The sequence below is a fragment of the Polluticoccus soli genome, assembly GCF_029269745.1.
In the GTDB taxonomy this organism is placed as follows: Bacteria; Bacteroidota; Bacteroidia; order Chitinophagales; family Chitinophagaceae; genus Polluticoccus; species Polluticoccus soli.
On sequence record NZ_JARJHT010000002.1, the window covers coordinates 514,340 to 531,122 of the forward strand.

General features: G+C 47.9%; 17 protein-coding genes. 5 read left to right on the forward strand and 12 right to left on the reverse strand.

Going from position 1 to position 16,783, the window contains the following annotated elements; translation table 11 throughout:
- Positions 1 to 52: 52 nt before the first annotated feature.
- The 3 genes from P2W83_RS12885 to P2W83_RS12895 all read left to right on the forward strand — a co-directional run bounded on the left by P2W83_RS12885 (position 53) and on the right by P2W83_RS12895 (position 2,187).
- Positions 53 to 397 (forward strand): hypothetical protein, encoded by a 345-nt coding sequence (locus P2W83_RS12885; protein WP_276134153.1) that lies wholly within the window; start codon positions 53 to 55, stop codon positions 395 to 397.
- Between the two features lie 85 nt (positions 398 to 482).
- Positions 483 to 1,031 carry an HPP family protein gene (locus P2W83_RS12890; protein ID WP_276134154.1) on the forward strand — a complete coding sequence of 183 codons (549 nt, stop codon included), beginning with the start codon at positions 483 to 485 and terminating at the stop codon, positions 1,029 to 1,031.
- Between the two features lie 55 nt (positions 1,032 to 1,086).
- Positions 1,087 to 2,187: a hypothetical protein gene (locus P2W83_RS12895; protein ID WP_276134155.1), complete on the forward strand. Its 1,101-nt coding sequence runs from the start codon at positions 1,087 to 1,089 to the stop codon at positions 2,185 to 2,187.
- Here the strand turns inward: P2W83_RS12895 and P2W83_RS12900 are convergent, their stop codons facing one another.
- From P2W83_RS12900 to P2W83_RS12930, 7 genes are all read right to left on the reverse strand, one after another.
- Positions 2,188 to 2,556 (reverse strand): hypothetical protein, encoded by a 369-nt coding sequence (locus P2W83_RS12900; protein ID WP_276134156.1) that lies wholly within the window; start codon positions 2,554 to 2,556, stop codon positions 2,188 to 2,190.
- 163 nt (positions 2,557 to 2,719) lie between these two features.
- On the reverse strand, positions 2,720 to 2,899 hold the full coding sequence (locus tag P2W83_RS12905; RefSeq protein ID WP_276134157.1) for a hypothetical protein: 180 nt from the start codon (positions 2,897 to 2,899) through the stop codon (positions 2,720 to 2,722).
- A 57-nt stretch (positions 2,900 to 2,956) separates the two neighbouring features.
- A complete protein-coding gene (locus P2W83_RS12910; RefSeq protein WP_276134158.1) occupies positions 2,957 to 3,115 on the reverse strand; it encodes a hypothetical protein in 159 nt (52 codons plus the stop codon).
- Between the two features lie 21 nt (positions 3,116 to 3,136).
- Positions 3,137 to 3,382: a hypothetical protein gene (locus P2W83_RS12915; RefSeq protein WP_276134159.1), complete on the reverse strand. Its 246-nt coding sequence runs from the start codon at positions 3,380 to 3,382 to the stop codon at positions 3,137 to 3,139.
- 33 nt (positions 3,383 to 3,415) lie between these two features.
- Positions 3,416 to 3,595 (reverse strand): hypothetical protein, encoded by a 180-nt coding sequence (locus P2W83_RS12920; protein ID WP_276134160.1) that lies wholly within the window; start codon positions 3,593 to 3,595, stop codon positions 3,416 to 3,418.
- Between the two features lie 192 nt (positions 3,596 to 3,787).
- Positions 3,788 to 4,468, reverse strand: coding sequence for a hypothetical protein (locus P2W83_RS12925; RefSeq protein WP_276134161.1), 681 nt, complete (start codon positions 4,466 to 4,468; stop codon positions 3,788 to 3,790).
- A gap of 25 nt (positions 4,469 to 4,493) precedes the next feature.
- On the reverse strand, positions 4,494 to 5,093 hold the full coding sequence (locus P2W83_RS12930) for a C39 family peptidase (RefSeq protein WP_276134162.1): 600 nt from the start codon (positions 5,091 to 5,093) through the stop codon (positions 4,494 to 4,496).
- A gap of 178 nt (positions 5,094 to 5,271) precedes the next feature.
- On the opposite strand from P2W83_RS12930, the gene P2W83_RS12935 reads away from it, so the two are divergent.
- Positions 5,272 to 5,643: a hypothetical protein gene (locus tag P2W83_RS12935; RefSeq protein ID WP_276134163.1), complete on the forward strand. Its 372-nt coding sequence runs from the start codon at positions 5,272 to 5,274 to the stop codon at positions 5,641 to 5,643.
- Between the two features lie 203 nt (positions 5,644 to 5,846).
- Here the strand turns inward: P2W83_RS12935 and surE are convergent, their stop codons facing one another.
- From surE to P2W83_RS12960, 5 genes are read right to left on the reverse strand one after another with little or no spacing between them, the layout of a single operon-like run.
- Positions 5,847 to 6,626 (reverse strand): 5'/3'-nucleotidase SurE, encoded by a 780-nt coding sequence (gene surE, locus P2W83_RS12940; RefSeq protein WP_276134164.1) that lies wholly within the window; start codon positions 6,624 to 6,626, stop codon positions 5,847 to 5,849.
- Between the two features lie 9 nt (positions 6,627 to 6,635).
- Positions 6,636 to 7,433: an ABC transporter permease gene (locus P2W83_RS12945; RefSeq protein WP_276134165.1), complete on the reverse strand. Its 798-nt coding sequence runs from the start codon at positions 7,431 to 7,433 to the stop codon at positions 6,636 to 6,638.
- Positions 7,434 to 7,436: 3 nt separating this feature from the next.
- Complete coding sequence (locus tag P2W83_RS12950; protein ID WP_276134166.1) at positions 7,437 to 8,327, reverse strand: ABC transporter ATP-binding protein; 891 nt, start codon at positions 8,325 to 8,327, stop codon at positions 7,437 to 7,439.
- Positions 8,328 to 8,338: 11 nt separating this feature from the next.
- Entirely contained in the window at positions 8,339 to 9,160 is an 822-nt protein-coding gene (locus P2W83_RS12955; protein WP_276134167.1) for an SDR family oxidoreductase, read from the reverse strand.
- Between the two features lie 39 nt (positions 9,161 to 9,199).
- Positions 9,200 to 9,667 carry a M15 family metallopeptidase gene (locus tag P2W83_RS12960; RefSeq protein ID WP_276134168.1) on the reverse strand — a complete coding sequence of 156 codons (468 nt, stop codon included), beginning with the start codon at positions 9,665 to 9,667 and terminating at the stop codon, positions 9,200 to 9,202.
- A 309-nt stretch (positions 9,668 to 9,976) separates the two neighbouring features.
- On the opposite strand from P2W83_RS12960, the gene P2W83_RS12965 reads away from it, so the two are divergent.
- The gene (locus P2W83_RS12965) at positions 9,977 to 16,777 is read left to right on the forward strand and encodes a HAMP domain-containing protein (protein ID WP_276134169.1); all 6,801 of its coding nucleotides are present in this window, start codon (positions 9,977 to 9,979) and stop codon (positions 16,775 to 16,777) included.
- Positions 16,778 to 16,783 lie beyond the last annotated feature (6 nt).

Consider the following 16,783-nt stretch of genomic DNA (forward strand, 5'->3'; position numbering starts at 1 on the left):
TTACTTGATGATAAAAATGTATTATATTAGGTCTCTACAAATAATCTATTGAATGACAAGGATATTCATTGTTATCGCTTTGTGCATATTTGCTTCTGAGGCCGCTTCGGCACAGGTGACAGACAAGGCTAAAAAGAAAGAGCTAAGTTCAATTTTCTTCGAGGAATGTATTAAAAGCACTGAAACCAAGCCTGGCGATGAGACCTATGTGTATATGAAAAAGTATTGCGAGTGTAGCGCTGACAAAGTAATAAATGCTTTCACCGAGAGAGAATTTGAAGAAATGAACAGCTGGAGCGAAGAAAAGATGGTCAGCACACTTAACCCTGTTGTAAAAGAATGCATGTCGACGCTTGAAGCAGAATTGACTAAGTTTTATAAAGCCGAAGAAAAGTAGATTTTTCTGATCCTATTATGGTGAAGCCGCCTCTAAAGCGGCTTTCTTTTTTGAATACCCTACCTTCGCGTGATTTTTTGCCCCAATGCCCGTAAAGACTATCAGACGTAGCTATCGCAAGGTGCGCTACATTGTGTATAAAGAAACCCTTGTTGACTGGAAAGAGCATGTACTCACTTTTATTGGTTCTTTCATTGGTATTGCGCTGATCGGTTTGTTAAGCAGCAAATATTTCACAGCGCACGACACATTATTCCTGATCGGGTCTTTTGGCGCATCTGCCGTGCTTATATATGGTGTTATCAATAGCCCGTTGGCACAACCACGCAACCTGGTGGGCGGCCACCTCATCAGTGCCTGCATTGGAGTCATTGTTCACTACCTTATCCCTCAGGAGGTTTGGCTGGCTTCAGCGTTGGCAGTGTCGCTTTCTATAGTTGCTATGCAGATCACTAAAACACTACATCCTCCCGGCGGCGCTACAGCGCTTATCGCCAATATTGGCAGCGAAAAGATCAAAGCGCTGGGCTTTCTATATATCGTCAGTCCCGTATTGACAGGCGTGCTGATCCTCCTCGGCATTGCCCTGATATTCAATAATATCACCCCTTATAGGAAATACCCTAAGAGATAACCGGCTATTAGCTACGAACGCATCTGCTGGCATATTTCTTTTTAAGTGAACAGCAATGCGATACGCCAATGTATTGTTCATAACAGCCTTTATCTTATTGTTGGTGCAAACGGTTGTTGCCCAGGAGTTCGTATTGGTTGCCGCGGGTAAGCAATACAAAAGCAAAAGCCGCTTTCAGAGGATCGTAAAGGGTAAGAACTACCGGGCCGAGTGGGCTACACCGGTAAAAATGCCTGTATTCAATATTAAGAAAGAGCAGGGTGGTCTTAAGATAATAAAGATGGGCGGTGGCATGCAGACCAAGAGCCTTCGGCTGGAGGACAGTAATGGTTATAAATGGGTATTGCGCACCGTAGATAAAGATGTGTCGAACCTGTTCCCTAAATGGATGCGTAGTTCGCCGGTCAAGGCGATGACCCAGGATATGATCTCTGCAGCGCACCCTTATGCAGCACTCGTAGTGAGTGCCCTGTCTGATGCTGTGGGAGTACCTACGCCTCATCCCAAACTTGTTTTTGTAAGAGATGATCCTGCCTTTGGGGAGTACCGCAATGTTGTAGCTAACAAAGTGTGTTTTTTTGAAGAGCGCAGTCCTACACATAACCGAAAGTCGGACGACCTGGAAGAGTTAGTTATACGAATGCGAAAAGACACGGGCAGAGTATATGCGCTCATGCAAAAAGAATTGCTGAAGGTCCGGTTGCTGGATATGCTTGTTGCTGATTGGGACCGCCACAAGAACCAATACCGTTTTGGTATTAAAGATTCAGCAGGAAAGAGGTGGGTGTATCCTGTGCCGGTTGACCATGACCAGGCGTTCTTTTACAGCGAGGGACTATTTGCCGGTGTGGCCAAATTGTTTGCTCCTTTTCTAAAAGGCTTTCGTGAATCTCCCGGCAACCTGAAACAGCTTAATTATAAAGCGCGCAAATTCGATCGTACTTGGTTGAGTGACCTTTCAGCCCGCGACTGGGATGAGAGTATACGGGAGTTACAGGCAAGACTTTCGGATAGTGTAATTGATGCTTCGGTAAGGCGTCTGCCACCGGAGGTGTATGCGCTTTCCGGTCAGCGGATAGCTACAATATTAAAAAGCCGGCGCAATGCATTGCATGCGCCGGCTATGAGGTATTATGCCTTTATTTCCCATAAATAATTAGATCCCCAGACCACCTAAGATATCTCCCAGGTTCCAGCCGGTATTTTGCTGCGGCTGTGGCTGTTGACGTTTACCAACATTTTCCGGATAATTACGTTTCCCACTGTTTTGCGGATTGTTACGGTATCCATAGTCATCATCACCATAGGTGCCATTCGCCATTCTTTGCTGTTTTTCGTACTCTTTTTGCTGCTTCCGATAAGCTTTATACTGCTCTTTTTGGAACTTTTCCTGCTGTTTGTTCATTTTGTGTTGCTGTATCCACGCTTTCTGGTGTTGTTTGTTGGCGTTATCAGGTTTCGCGTTTACAGTTGCGGTAGTAAAAAGCAATAGTCCTGCACCCAGTGCCATTGTCCACTTTTTCATATGCTTTCGGTTTTAAGTTAGAAAGCACATATAGTTCAATCGTTGTGCCAGTATTCCTTAATTTCTTTAACAGCTCAGCTTGATACTGTTAAGGTATCGTAACATATAATAAGAAAAGCCTGCACGATAGCAGGCCCTTTCTGTTCTTCTAATTAGCCACTCTCTAATTCCGCCAGTTACCCGCCGGGTCGGCTTCCCGGTAGCCACCGTGGAAAAACGGATCCCGACCCATAGTGTTGTTATAATTCGCCGGTTCGTCGTAGTTATAAGTGTCTTTTGTGCTGGAGCATGATGCCCAGGTCATAGTGCTTAGCAAAGCAAGTATGAATACTATCTTCCTCATAGTTCCGTTTTAGGTTGTCAACTTTACTATGTAACACATCCTGTCGCTGTCATTATACTACCTTCCAGGAAAACCGTAGTTGTTCTTATATTGTACGTCGCGATATCCTCCATGAAAGTGAGGGTCGCGCCCAGTCTTGTATGATTCGCGGCCCACGGAGCACGATTGCACAAGTATAGTACCCAGCAACACCGCTGCTAACAGTATCTTTTTCATATACCTTGTTTTTAACGTTATCTATTCAACAGGTGGCGCTGTAAGCGTATCTGCTATAATAGGCATATTGCGGTACGGATCATTACTGTTCCGGCTTTCAGGAGGAACTATATGGTCCGCATTTTCCAGGTTCTCCTTACCGCCGTGTATCGTTGGATCTTCGGTACCCCTATATGGATCATAATACATATCACTGTATGTAGTTCGCGAACACGAGCTGGCTGCTATTGTTCCTACAGCCAAGATGGCTAATATAAACTTTTTCATAACTCAAGATTTTACTTGTTCACACTTTCATCCTCACTTCTCTTTGTTAAAATTCGTTTTATAATCATCGTGCATTATAGGCTGTGCACTATTGAGAGGCCTTGCAGGGTATCCTGTTTTCTCGGGATCGGCCATTGTAGTTCCTCTTTCGTTAGCGCACGATGCGGTGAAAAGCACCCCGAATATAGCCAACACAAACACTATCGTTTTCATAAACTCATCTTTTAGTTCTCAACAATCATATCCGATCAGCAAGCCAAAAAAATCAGTCCGATTACTACCCGTTAACAATAAATATCACCGCAATTAACATGGCTTTTAGTAGCCGGTTAAAACCATGTAAAAAAGCCGCGGAGTACGCGGCTTTTTTATCGATAAGGGGGTTAGTAAATTGTTGAGTTTGAGTTACCTGACGAGCTTGCCCTTTTTAATCTCGTCGCCAAATTGCTTTTGGAAATTTTGCGCTTCAGCTTGCAGCATACGCATCAGCTCTGGTGCACGCAACGGTTGTCTTGGCGACAAATTGTTGTATGACGTATAGTATAAGATTCCGGCAGAGTCGCCTACAGCATATACCGTAGCGTTCAGGTTAGGTATCTCGTATATAGTGACCTTGCCCTGTGCTGCACCGCCTGTGGCTTGTGAAACAGTGTTGAGCTCGGTCGACAGTTGCGCGTCTCCCAGTGTGCCTACGGCAAATTGGTTGCCCTCGTTGCGTAGCGTCATGATGCTTACAACCTCGGGGCCAATGATGAAAGGTACAGCTGTCACAGCTTCACCGGTTGTCATTCTTTCCAGGTTGGTTGAGCTATCAGCTTGCAGTAGCGCATTGAAATCTACCGCTTGCTTCATTATTGGTTGGCCCGGTTTGGAGCTTTCCAATTTTGCGCGGTCTACTCCAAAGTTTACACCATTTTCCATGGCTTTTAGCATGTCTGCCTTGCCTGCCTCAGCAGCTTCTGCAGCTGTGCCGTAGGTTTTAGGCTTCTCGTCGCCTCCGTTGTTATTGTCTCCGCCTTTCATATCGCCGCAGCTGGTCGCTGCTACCATGAAAATTACGGCTAATATCGATTGTGTGAGTTTCATGTTTGGTTGTTTTAATGGTTTTAGTTTATTTCTTGGCTATGTTGTACCAGGTGTTCCAGTGGGTAGATGTACCGGCAGGATCTGTGTACTCCGCGTAAGTGATGATGCGTTCCTGTCCCATGCAGGGCGACCAGGGGTCGTTCAATACAACATAATTGGTACCACCCAGGGTGAGGTAACCCTTCACGATCACCACGTGCCCTACAACACCCTCGGTGCCATAAGTCCATGCCATTGGTTTCTTGCTGCAGAAGATCTGCTTACGCAGGTTCTCCCAGCTTAGTGCTGTGCCGCTTTCGTCCGATTTGCATCCTGCGGCATCCAGCATGATCCAGCCGGGCATGTTACAGTTGTTGGTTTTCGGACAAGTGGCTCCATCGTTCTGTGGATTGCAGCAGTCGGTTCTGGTAAATCGCTGGTTGGCCAGTGAACATTGGGTAATGGACACACCCAGGTGTTGTGCCAGCATTTGGGTAGTAGCTGCCCAGCACCAGTTATTGGTCTCTTGCGGACGTAGCGTATTAGGTACGTTTCCGATGAGTTCTGGTTTGCAGCAGGCGCTAAGAAATAATAGGACGATACCTGTGATTACAGGTATGCGTTTCCAGGTAGGAAAGCATTTCATGTGTGAGTTGATTTCGAGTGAAGAAAATAGTTATCCCTTATCAATGACAAAATAAAGTCAAAGTATAATTTGATTTAATGTTATTTATTCACATGGATTTTTGTGTAATTTAATTTTGGCCCGACAATTGACACAATTTAAATGCTTGAAGATCCGTTAATAACAAAATGCGCTCTTTATGGTTGCAGAAAACAACACGCAAGATATCCCCAGTCTCAACAGATTGTTGTACCGTACCTTTTTGGGGAGTATGATCATGTTCGCATTAATTAGCTTATGGGAATACTTCGCCGATCCCGATCCGATCGATCCGGGAACCTTCCTGTTTTACGGGTTGGTGCTGGTCATGTGCCTCGGCGTGCAATGGGCCATGTATAAATTAAAACTAGAGACCCTGTTAAGGAACTATCCTGCTGTTACCAGCAATATCCTTGGCATAACGGTGTTCTACATCTTCCTATTCATAAAGCAGCCAGTGATATTGTTTGGCGTAGCTCTTTTCATTCTTTCGGCGCTGTCCTGGCACTGGATAACGACTTACAGGGACTAATGGTGCTTTTGGATATTTGTAATAAATAGCGTATTTTTGTATTGAACGTCAGGTCTGATAACCGGAATGGCTTTAAGTTGATGTTTAAGCAGACTTGTTGCCAGTTTTTAAAAACATCCCAATTCAGCAACAACTGAGCGAAGCGGACTCGTTGCCACTTTTAAAAAACGCCTCAATTCGGCAACAAACGGCAACAAAAATCGCTAGGACATGTCCTTCCACTGTTCTTCCAGCATGGCCTTCATCTGCATGTCGGTCAGGTCAAACTTTACCGGAACGATGGACGCATAATTCTTTGCCAGGGCTTCAACATCCGTATCATGTCCCTCATCCATATTCACGAACTTACCTGTCATCCAATAATAGTCCTTACCCCGTGGGTCAACGCGGTGGTCAAACTCTTCTTTCCATTTGGCATAGGCCTGGCGGCAAACTTTCATGCCCTTAAACTCATGCGGCTGAACGATGGGGATGTTGACATTGAGCAGCGTATGGGCAGGCATCTTCTGCTCCAGCACCCTGCGGGTAATGGTGGTAGCTACGTTGCGGGCAACGGTAAAGTCAGCGTCGTAATTGAAGTCAAGAAGCGAAAAACCGATAGAGGGGATTCCCTCAATGGCCGCCTCCATAGCAGCGGACATGGTGCCGGAATAGATGACGTTAATAGAGTAGTTGGCTCCGTGGTTAATGCCACTTACGCATATATCAGGTTTACGGTGCAGTATCTTATCACGGGCAAGCTTTACGCAGTCTACCGGTGTACCACTGCACTGCCAGGCAGGTATGTCGCCAAATATATCGGCTTTGTACAGCCGTAGAGGGTGGCCTATAGTGATGGCGTGTCCCATGCCCGATTGCGGACTGTCGGGTGCTACTACTACCACGTCTCCAAGTTCTTTGACAGCTTCTACAAGGTTGAAAATGCCGGGTGCTGCTATTCCGTCGTCGTTCGTTACTAAAATGACTGGTCTGTCTGTTGCCATGAGGCAAATTTACCAATCGCTCTTTAGTAATTTCTGACGGCCTGCAAAATAATAGATAGCTATCCATGCAGCCGAGGCAATGACATAAGGCAAAGCAGAAGGTGCTTCCTGCAGTCGGGCTATCGATTTGAACAGGTCGAGGATAGGGAAAGGCAGCAGTTCGTCGCTGGCTTGCAGGGGCATGTAGTTACCGATCTTCGTGTCCAACTTCCAGTTGATCACCCGGCTCAGCAGGCTTTCAATGATCATGCAATACAGGAAGAACATGCCGATGGTGATGCCGCTGCGTTTGAAGAATAGTGATAGCAGTAGCGAGAAACCATAATAGTTGAGCGAGAGAATAAAGACGTAAAACAACTTTTCTATATGGCCGGGGAAGTTGCTCATTGTATCGGTTCGTAACGCAAAGCCTACGCCCACGATGAATACGTACAAAGTGGTAAGCACAGCCAGCGCAAGGGCCACCTGCCATTTTGCATGGTAGAAGTCCATGCGGCTCCAGCCATCTATCACGTTCTGTCGGTTGGTGCGGTACTGGTATTCATTGGTGGTCAGGATGATCATGAGCACAGAGATGAACATCACGAAGATGCTGGCCCAGAAGCCTACGTTCTCCCAAACGTAGCTGAAGGAGTATACCTGGTTGAGCACATTGATGCCGGAGTTGCCGCTGCCGTTTATGTTAAAGAGGCTGTTAGCGATACCATAGTTCCACAGCGGCAGCAGCACGATGAAGAAGCCTGTAAGTATCCAGAAAGTGCGATAGCTCTTGTATTTGAGCCATTCTATAGCAAGTAAGGATCTCATGATTTATTGGTTTGTGAGTTCGATGAATTTGGTTTCGAGGCTCTTCTTTTTGAGCACCAGGTGAGAGAGTACAATGCCTTTGCTGATGCAGTGTTGGTTAACGTGCGTCGGGTCAACGGTCTTCTCACATGATAGGAGTAGTCCTCCTGCAACAGGGCGCATTTGTGTAATGCCCGGCATCGTACGCAGGGCATCCTGTAGCGTTTGCAGGTTGTCAGCAGCCACTTCTATTTGGTCCTCACTGCGCAGCACTTCATTCACCGGGCCATTTATAAGCAGCTCGCCTTTTTTGAGGATAGCTACATGGGTGCAAACCTTCTCCACTTCATCCAGCAGGTGGCTGGCCATGATGATGGTGAAACCCTCACGGTTCAGTTTCAGGATAAGCTCACGTATCTCGGCGATGCCCGCCGGGTCCAGGCCGTTGGTAGGTTCATCAAGCACCAACACTTTAGGATGGCCCAGCAAACATGACGCAATGGCAAGACGTTGCTTCATACCAAGTGAGAATGTCTGGAATGCGCTGTCCTTACGTTGCAGCAGGCCTACCTGTTCCAGTACTCGCAGCCTGTCGTCGTCACCACGCTGCTTGATGGCGGCCGCGATCTTCAGATTATCCATTGCTGATAGGTAGTGGTAGAAGTTGGGTGTTTCCAGCAGTGATCCTAGCTGACGCCTTGCTACATCGTTGGGCATTCCGCCAAACCAATTGTAATTGCCGGCATCGGCATTGAGTACATCAAGGACGATGCCCAGCAGGGTGGTCTTACCGCTGCCATTGGGGCCAAGTATGCCAAATACGCTGCCTTCAGGTACATCGAACGATACGCCTTTCAACGCCTGTATCTGTCCGTAACTCTTGGCGAGCTGGTTGATAGAAAGAATGGTGTTCACAGTATGTGTTGTTAGTTAAGGAAAAGGTCTTTTTGCAGCGGCCCACCGGGGTTGATCGCATACTCATCGAAGTTGGTAATACCAGCTTCGGTTAGTACTTGTTCGTCCAGCAACAGGTTGCCGGTAAATTCCTTTGAAGGTGTTTGAAGGATATGGTAAATGGCTTCTGCAACTATATCCGGCTTGCGGCTGCGCTGTACCAGGAAGTCGCCACCAAGCAGGTTTTTGACAGCTGCTGTTGCGATCGTCGTCGCCGGCCAGAGTGAATTAGCCGCAATGCCATCCTTCTTCAGTTCCTGCGCCCAGCCAAGTGTCATCATGCTCATGTTGTACTTGGCCAGGGTATATGCCAGGTGCATGCCGAACCATTTCGGATCGAGGTCCACTGGCGGCGAAAGTGTAATGATGTGCGGGTTATTGCCCTTCTTTAAGAAAGGTATGCAGTGCTTGGTCACAAGGAATGTACCGCGCACATTGATATCATGCATCAGGTCGAAGCGCTTCGCCTCTAATGTTTGTGTATTAGATAGATTGATAGCAGAGGCGTTATTGATCAGCGCATCCAGGCCACCAAAAAGAGCTGTGCCTTTTTGGATAGCCTGTAATATCTGCTCTTCATCCCTGATGTCGCATTGTACTGCCAGTGCCTTGCCGCCTGCAGCTGTCACTTCATCGGCTGTTTGTTGTATAGTACCACCCAGTCTCGGATCATCCTCTACTGACTTTGCAGCTATAATAATGTTAGCGCCTTCGCGGGCCAGTCTCAATGCAATAGCCTTACCAATACCCCTGCTGGCACCGGTGATAAAAATGGTCTTTCCTTGTAGCGACATACCAGTGTAACGTTTAACTGGTGAAAAAGTTACAGGTATTTAGCCATTAACCATAGAAAAGTGCATCGGATCTTTTCGAACGGGCCATTGTTGTCCGCAAAAAACAGAAGCTTTACTCATGATCTCAATGAAGGCTTCGCTCCAGTTGCCGGCACTTCCGTAAGGGTTTTCGTGAGCGTTGAGATCAATGGCTGCGCCCCAGCTATGTACAGATAGTACAGCCTCGCTGCCTTTCATCAGTCGTATCTCATAAGCGCTGTCGAGTTTCTTGATCTCTGTATGCAGGTTCGCTTCCTCCAACTCTTTGAAAGCCTTTTCAAGCAAAGGAGCGAAATGCTTGTGGATGCGTATATGGGATTCCGGGAACCAAGGGAAAAGCTGCTGAACATGCCACTCGTTGATCCATTTATGGTCCCATCCAATATCTCTCGGATCACCGTAACGGGTGTATAGTAATAGTTGAGCGTCGCCCGAAAATTCTATAGGTGGTTTTATGCTGTTTTCCATGTTCTGATTTCAGCTACTGCCGCTGAACGAACCAATTCAAATAAAATTCGTACTTGGTTTCTTATGTTTGAAAAATGCCATTTGATTAGCCGGTTGCTGTTCAATAGATTTTAAATAATGCTTTTCTTATTTTATTTTTTCTGTTGGAACGATTCTTTAGTGTTTAATTATTTCGATTACAATCGTTTACGGGGAATTACAGTTTTTTGAAGCGCCGATTATGAGTTTTAATGCTCAGGCGCAGCTCAAAAATGTGTGATGATTTTCTGTAATAACACATAGTTAACAAGCAAAACCATTTGCCTGAACATGAGTACACAGCGCAAAAGCACAACGAAAACCACCCGAAAAGCGGCACGTCCGGTAGCAGAGGAAGTCGTGACGCTGCCAAAGAAGAATTCCCCAAAACGGGGAAAATCAAAAACCCCAACCTCATCCGGGCCCACTAAAGGTGTACCCAAACCCAAGACCAAAGGGAAGGTCTTGAACGGTAAACTCGGTGAAAAGGCCATGAACGGCAAACACGAAGAACTGAATGGTGCGGGGTATGAATCGGGTTATGACAGTCGACCGTCAGACAACTTGTATAAGGAACTTCTGAAAGTACTCACAGAGGTTCGAAACGGTAATTTCGATGTCCGCATGCCCATCGACCAGGTGGGTATCAGTGGTAAGATCTGCGATACACTCAACGACATAATTTCTCTTAACGAAAAGATGACCCAGGAGTTTACCCGTGCCAGTAACACGATCGGCAAGCAGGGTAAACTGAATCACCGCATCGAGCTGCCATTTGCCAAGGGCAACTGGAGTACCGGTGTAGATTCTCTCAATACACTTATTTCTGATCTTGTTCACCCGACTATTGAGATCGCAGGTGTGATCAGCTCGGTGGCGAAAGGTAACCTGTCGCAACAGATGCCTACGCAAATAGGTGATCACCTGTTACAGGGTGAGTTTGCGCGTATTGCCAAAGAGGTGAACGACATGGTGAAGCAGCTGAACCTGTTCTCGATGGAGGTGACCCGCGTGGCCCTCGAAGTGGGTACAGAAGGTAAGCTAGGTGGACAGGCGAAAGTAAAAGGTGTAGGTGGTGTATGGAAAGACCTTACCGACTCGGTGAACCAGATGGCCTCGAACCTGACGGCCCAGGTGCGTAACATCGCCGATGTGACGACCGCGGTGGCGAAAGGTGACCTGTCGAAGAAGATCACGGTGGACGTAAAAGGAGAGATCCTTGAGCTGAAGAATACGATCAACACGATGGTGGATCAGCTCAACTCATTCTCGTCAGAGGTAACGCGTGTGGCCCTCGAGGTGGGCACAGAAGGTAAGCTGGGTGGACAAGCACAAGTAAAAGGTGTTGCAGGTACATGGAAAGATCTAACCGACTCGGTGAACCAGATGGCCTCGAACCTGACAGGCCAGGTGCGTAACATCGCTGAGGTAACGACAGCGGTGGCGAAAGGTGACTTGTCGCGCAAAATTACGGTGGACGTAAAGGGAGAGATCCTCGAGCTGAAGAACACGATCAATACGATGGTGGATCAGCTGAACTCGTTCTCTGCCGAGGTAACGCGTGTGGCGCGTGAGGTGGGTTCTGAAGGTAAGTTGGGTGGCCAGGCGAAAGTAAAAGGTGTGGGTGGTGTATGGAAAGATCTTACAGACTCGGTAAACCAGATGGCCTCGAACCTGACGGCCCAGGTGCGTAACATTGCTGATGTAACGACCGCGGTGGCAAATGGTGACCTTTCTAAGAAAATTACGGTGGACGTTCAGGGTGAGATCGCTGAACTGAAAAATACGATCAACACGATGGTGGATCAGCTGAACTCATTCGGTTCGGAGGTAACGCGTGTGGCCCGTGAGGTGGGTTCTGAAGGTAAGCTCGGTGGACAGGCAACGGTGGAAGGTGTAGGTGGTGTATGGAAAGACCTGACCGACTCGGTGAACATGATGGCCTCAAACCTGACGAACCAGGTGCGTAACATTGCCGAGGTAACAACGGCCGTGGCCAATGGTGATCTATCCAAGAAGATCACGGTGGATGTACAAGGTGAGATCGCCGAGCTGAAGAACACGATCAACACGATGGTGGATCAGCTGAACTCATTTGGTTCGGAGGTAACGCGTGTGGCCCGTGAGGTGGGTTCGGAAGGTAAGCTGGGTGGACAGGCGACGGTACGTGGTGCCGGTGGTATGTGGAAAGACCTGACCGATTCAGTGAACCAGATGGCGTCGAACCTGACATCACAGGTACGTAACATCGCCGATGTAACGACCGCGGTGGCGAATGGTGACCTTTCTAAGAAAATTACGGTGGACGTTCAGGGTGAGATCCTTGAACTGAAGAATACGATCAATACGATGGTGGACCAGCTGAACTCGTTCGCATCCGAGGTGACCCGCGTGGCGCTAGAGGTGGGTACGGAAGGTAAGCTGGGTGGCCAGGCGAAAGTGAAGGGTGTAGGTGGTGTATGGAAAGGATTAACCGACTCGGTGAACCAGATGGCCTCGAACCTTACCGGCCAGGTGCGTAACATTGCCGAGGTAACGACAGCGGTGGCGAATGGTGACCTTTCGAAAAAAATTACCGTAAACGTAGAAGGCGAGATCCTCGAGTTGAAGAATACGATCAACACGATGGTGGATCAGCTGAACTCGTTCGCATCCGAGGTAACCCGTGTGGCCCTCGAGGTGGGTACGGAAGGTAAGCTGGGTGGACAGGCGAAGGTGCAGGGTGTTGGTGGTACATGGAAAGATCTAACCGACTCGGTGAACCAGATGGCCTCGAACCTGACAGCCCAGGTGCGTAACATTGCCGAGGTGACGACCGCGGTGGCGAAAGGTGACCTTTCGCGTAAGATCACGGTGGACGTTAAGGGAGAGATCCTCGAGCTGAAGAACACGATCAACACGATGGTGGATCAGCTGAACTCATTCGGTTCGGAGGTAACGCGTGTGGCCCGTGAGGTGGGTTCTGAAGGTAAGCTGGGTGGACAGGCCGACGTACCGGGTGTTGGTGGTACATGGAAAGACTTAACAGATTCTGTAAATAAAATGGCCTCGAACCTGACGGCACAGGTACGTAACATCGCCGAAGTAACAACGGCGGTTGCGAACGGTGACCTGTCGCGCAAGATCGAGGTGGATGTAAAAGGTGAGATACTTGAGCTGAAGAACACGATCAACACGATGGTGGAACAGCTCCGCGCCTTTGCCTCTGAGGTAACGCGTGTGGCCCGCGAGGTGGGTACCGAAGGTAAGCTGGGCGGCCAGGCACACGTACCGGGTGTAGGTGGTACATGGAAAGATCTTACGGACTCGGTGAACCAGATGGCCGGTAACCTGACCGACCAGGTACGTAACATTGCCGACGTGGCTATCGCGGTGGCGAATGGTGACATGTCGCGTAAGATCACGGTGGATGTGCGTGGTGAGATCCTGCAACTTAAAGAAACGCTGAATACGATGGTGGATCAGCTCCGCGCCTTCGCCTCGGAGGTAACGCGTGTGGCCCGCGAGGTGGGTACCGATGGTAAGCTGGGTGGACAGGCCTTCGTACCGGGTGTGGCTGGTATCTGGAAAGACCTTACCGATTCGGTGAACCAGATGACGGGTAACCTGACATCGCAGGTACGTAACATTGCCGAGGTGACGAAGGCTGTGGCATCAGGTGACCTTTCTAAGAAAGTAACCATCGACGTAAAAGGTGAGATATTCGATCTGAAGAACACGATCAATACGATGGTGGATCAGCTGAACTCCTTCGCCTTCGAGGTAACGCGTGTGGCGCGTGAGGTGGGTACGGAAGGTAAGCTGGGTGGCCAGGCCGAGGTGAAAGGTGTGGCCGGTACCTGGAAAGATCTTACCGACTCGGTGAACATGATGGCCTCGAACCTGACGAACCAGGTACGTGGTATCGCGAAGGTTGTGACCTCGGTAGCAACCGGTAACCTGAAACAAAAACTGTCGATCAACTCACGTGGTGAGGTGGCGCAGCTGACTGATACGATCAACGAAATGATCGATACGCTGGCGGTATTTGCCGACCAGGTAACTACCGTGGCCCGCGAGGTGGGTGTTGAAGGTAGGCTGGGTGGACAGGCGAACGTGCCGGGTGCATCTGGTATCTGGAAGAACCTCACAGAGAACGTGAACCAGCTGGCGGAAAACCTGACGACACAGGTGCGTGCGATATCCGAAGTTGCCTCGGCGGTAACAAAGGGTGACCTTACCCGGATGATCCGCGTGGAAGCGAAAGGTGAGGTGGAAGAACTGAAGGATACGATCAACCAGATGATCGCCAACCTGAAAGAGACAACACTAAGGAACCAGGAGCAAGACTGGCTGAAATCGAACCTCGCCAAGTTCACCCAGATGCTGCAAGGTCAGAAAGACCTGAATACGGTAACACGCCGTATCCTCTCGGAGCTGGCGCAGGTGGTGAACGCGCAACATGGTATGTTCTACATACTGGAGCAGGACGAAGAACTGGAAAACAGGAAGCTCAAACTGTTTGCAGGTTATGCCTTCAACCAGGAAATATCCATGTCGAAAGAGTTTGCTTTGGGCGAAGGACTGGTAGGACAGGTGGCAATGACGAAAGAGCGTATCATGCTAACGAACGTTCCAAAGAACTATATCAAGATAAAATCAGGTTTGGGACAGGCAACGCCGCTTAACCTGATCGTACTGCCGGTATTGTTCGAGAAAGATATTAAAGCGGTAATTGAGCTGGCATCGTTCGATACCTTTAGTGAAACGCACTTAGACTTCTTAAGTCAGCTGACAGAAAGTATCGGTATCGTATTGAATACGATCGAGACCAACTCGCGTACAGAGCACCTGCTTGAACAATCACAATCTCTGGCTGAAGAGCTACGTCGTACGAACGAAGAGCTGCAGGATAAAGCGCACCTCCTGGTTAAACAAAAAGAAGAGGTGGAAGCGAAGAACAAGGAGGTGGAAGAAGCGCGTAAATCGTTGGAAGAGAAGGCTGAACAGCTGACACTTACATCTAAATATAAATCAGAGTTCCTTGCCAACATGTCGCACGAGTTGCGTACGCCACTGAACTCGCTGCTGATCCTCGCGCAACAGCTGTTTGAGAATAATGAAGGTAACCTGACCGAAAAACAGATACGTTACGCGAAGACTATCCACAGTTGTGGTGATGACCTGATACAATTGATCAACGATATCCTCGATCTTTCGAAGATCGAATCGGGTTATATCTCCGCCGACTTCATCAATGTTCGCTTTAACGAGATCACATCGTTTGTGGAAACAACGTTCAAGCACGTATCTGAAAGTAAGAGCCTCAAATTCGGTATTGACATCGACAACGATCTGCCGGATATCATTGAGACCGACGTGCAACGTCTTAACCAGATACTTAAGAATCTGCTATCTAATGCCTTCAAATTCACGGAAAAAGGCGAGGTTAAGTTCAGGATCTATAAAGCAAATAAGAATTGGAAACCGGGTAACCCAAGTCTCGACAATGCCAAGCAAGTTGTGGCATTCGAGATCAGGGACTCAGGTATTGGTATCTCTAAGGACAAGCAAAACATCATCTTCGAAGCCTTCCAGCAGGCAGAAGGTTCTACCAGCCGTAAGTATGGTGGTACCGGTCTGGGGCTATCGATCAGCCGCGGTCTTGCCGACCTGTTAGGAGGTTCAATTGAACTGGATAGTGAAGTAGGAGCGGGCAGTATATTCACCCTCTTCCTGCCAATGGAATACAATCCGAACCTGGTTAAGAAAGAAAAACAAAGCACGCTCGCCATCAGCGAATACGAGCTGGCGCAAAACGATGAAAAGCTGTCGATACAAACAGTACCTACAGTGAAACTTCCGGAGCGCGACCTGGATGGTGTGAATGAGCTGATCAATGAAAAAGGCGATGACCGCAATAACATCGTAAGTTCTGATAAGATCGTGCTGGTGGTAGAAGATGATATTCGTTTTGCGAAGATCATGATCGATAAGGCCCATGAGAAAGATCTGAAGGTGGTGATCGCTTCAAGCTTTGGTGAAGTGTTTGAATTAGTAAACAAATACAACCCAATTGCTGTGACACTTGATGTGAAACTTCCGGATGCGAGTGGCTGGAAGATACTTGACCTCTTCAAGAATGACATGAACTTCAGGCATATCCCTGTTCACCTGATATCGGGTGAAGAGAATAGGTTGCTGGCTATGAAGCGTGGTGCAAGAAGTTTCCATCTTAAACCGTTGAAAAATGAGGCGTTATCTGTACTGTTTGATGATATTGTTGAATTCAACGCGCGTACGCCGAAAAAGTTGCTGATCATTGAGGATAATGAACTCGATTCATCACAGATAGCTAAAGTGCTTGATAATGATGGATTAGTAGATATCACAATTGCCTCAACCGGCAAGGAAGGTTTGGCACTGATCAAAGAGAACGTATATGACTGCGTGATCGTGGACTATATGCTGCCGGATGTGAGCGGGTTTGATTTTGTTATGGAGATTCATGGTGCTAAGAAAATGCAGATGACCCCGATCATTATCTATTCGGCCAAGGACTTTACGAGTCGTGAGCGGACGCAATTGAAGCAGTTTGCCAATAGGGTGCTGTTAAAGAGCGTCAATTCACTTGAACTCTTACTTGAAGAGACGGTGATGCACCTGCATCTCAATCACAAAGACCTGCAGCCTGAAAAACGCAAAATGATCGAGAGCCTGAGGTTGCGTGAAGATGTACTGTCGGGTAAGAATATCCTGGTTGTAGATGATGACGTTCGTAACCTGTTTGCCCTGACAACGGCTTTTGAAAAGTATAATATTAATACAATAACTGCCGAAAGCGGCCAGGAGGCGATCAATATCCTGAATGAGAACAACAATATTGATATGGTGCTGATGGATATCATGATGCCTGAAATGGATGGATATGAAACAACAGGTAAGATCAGGCGCGAGCATAAGAACACAAACCTGCCAATCATCGCGGTGACCGCAAAAGCGATGAAAGGCGACAGGGAAAAATGTATAGAGGCTGGAGCTTCTGACTATATCACTAAACCAGTTAAGATAGACCAGCTGTTATCGTTAATGAGAGTTTGGCTTTATAAATAGTAGGTT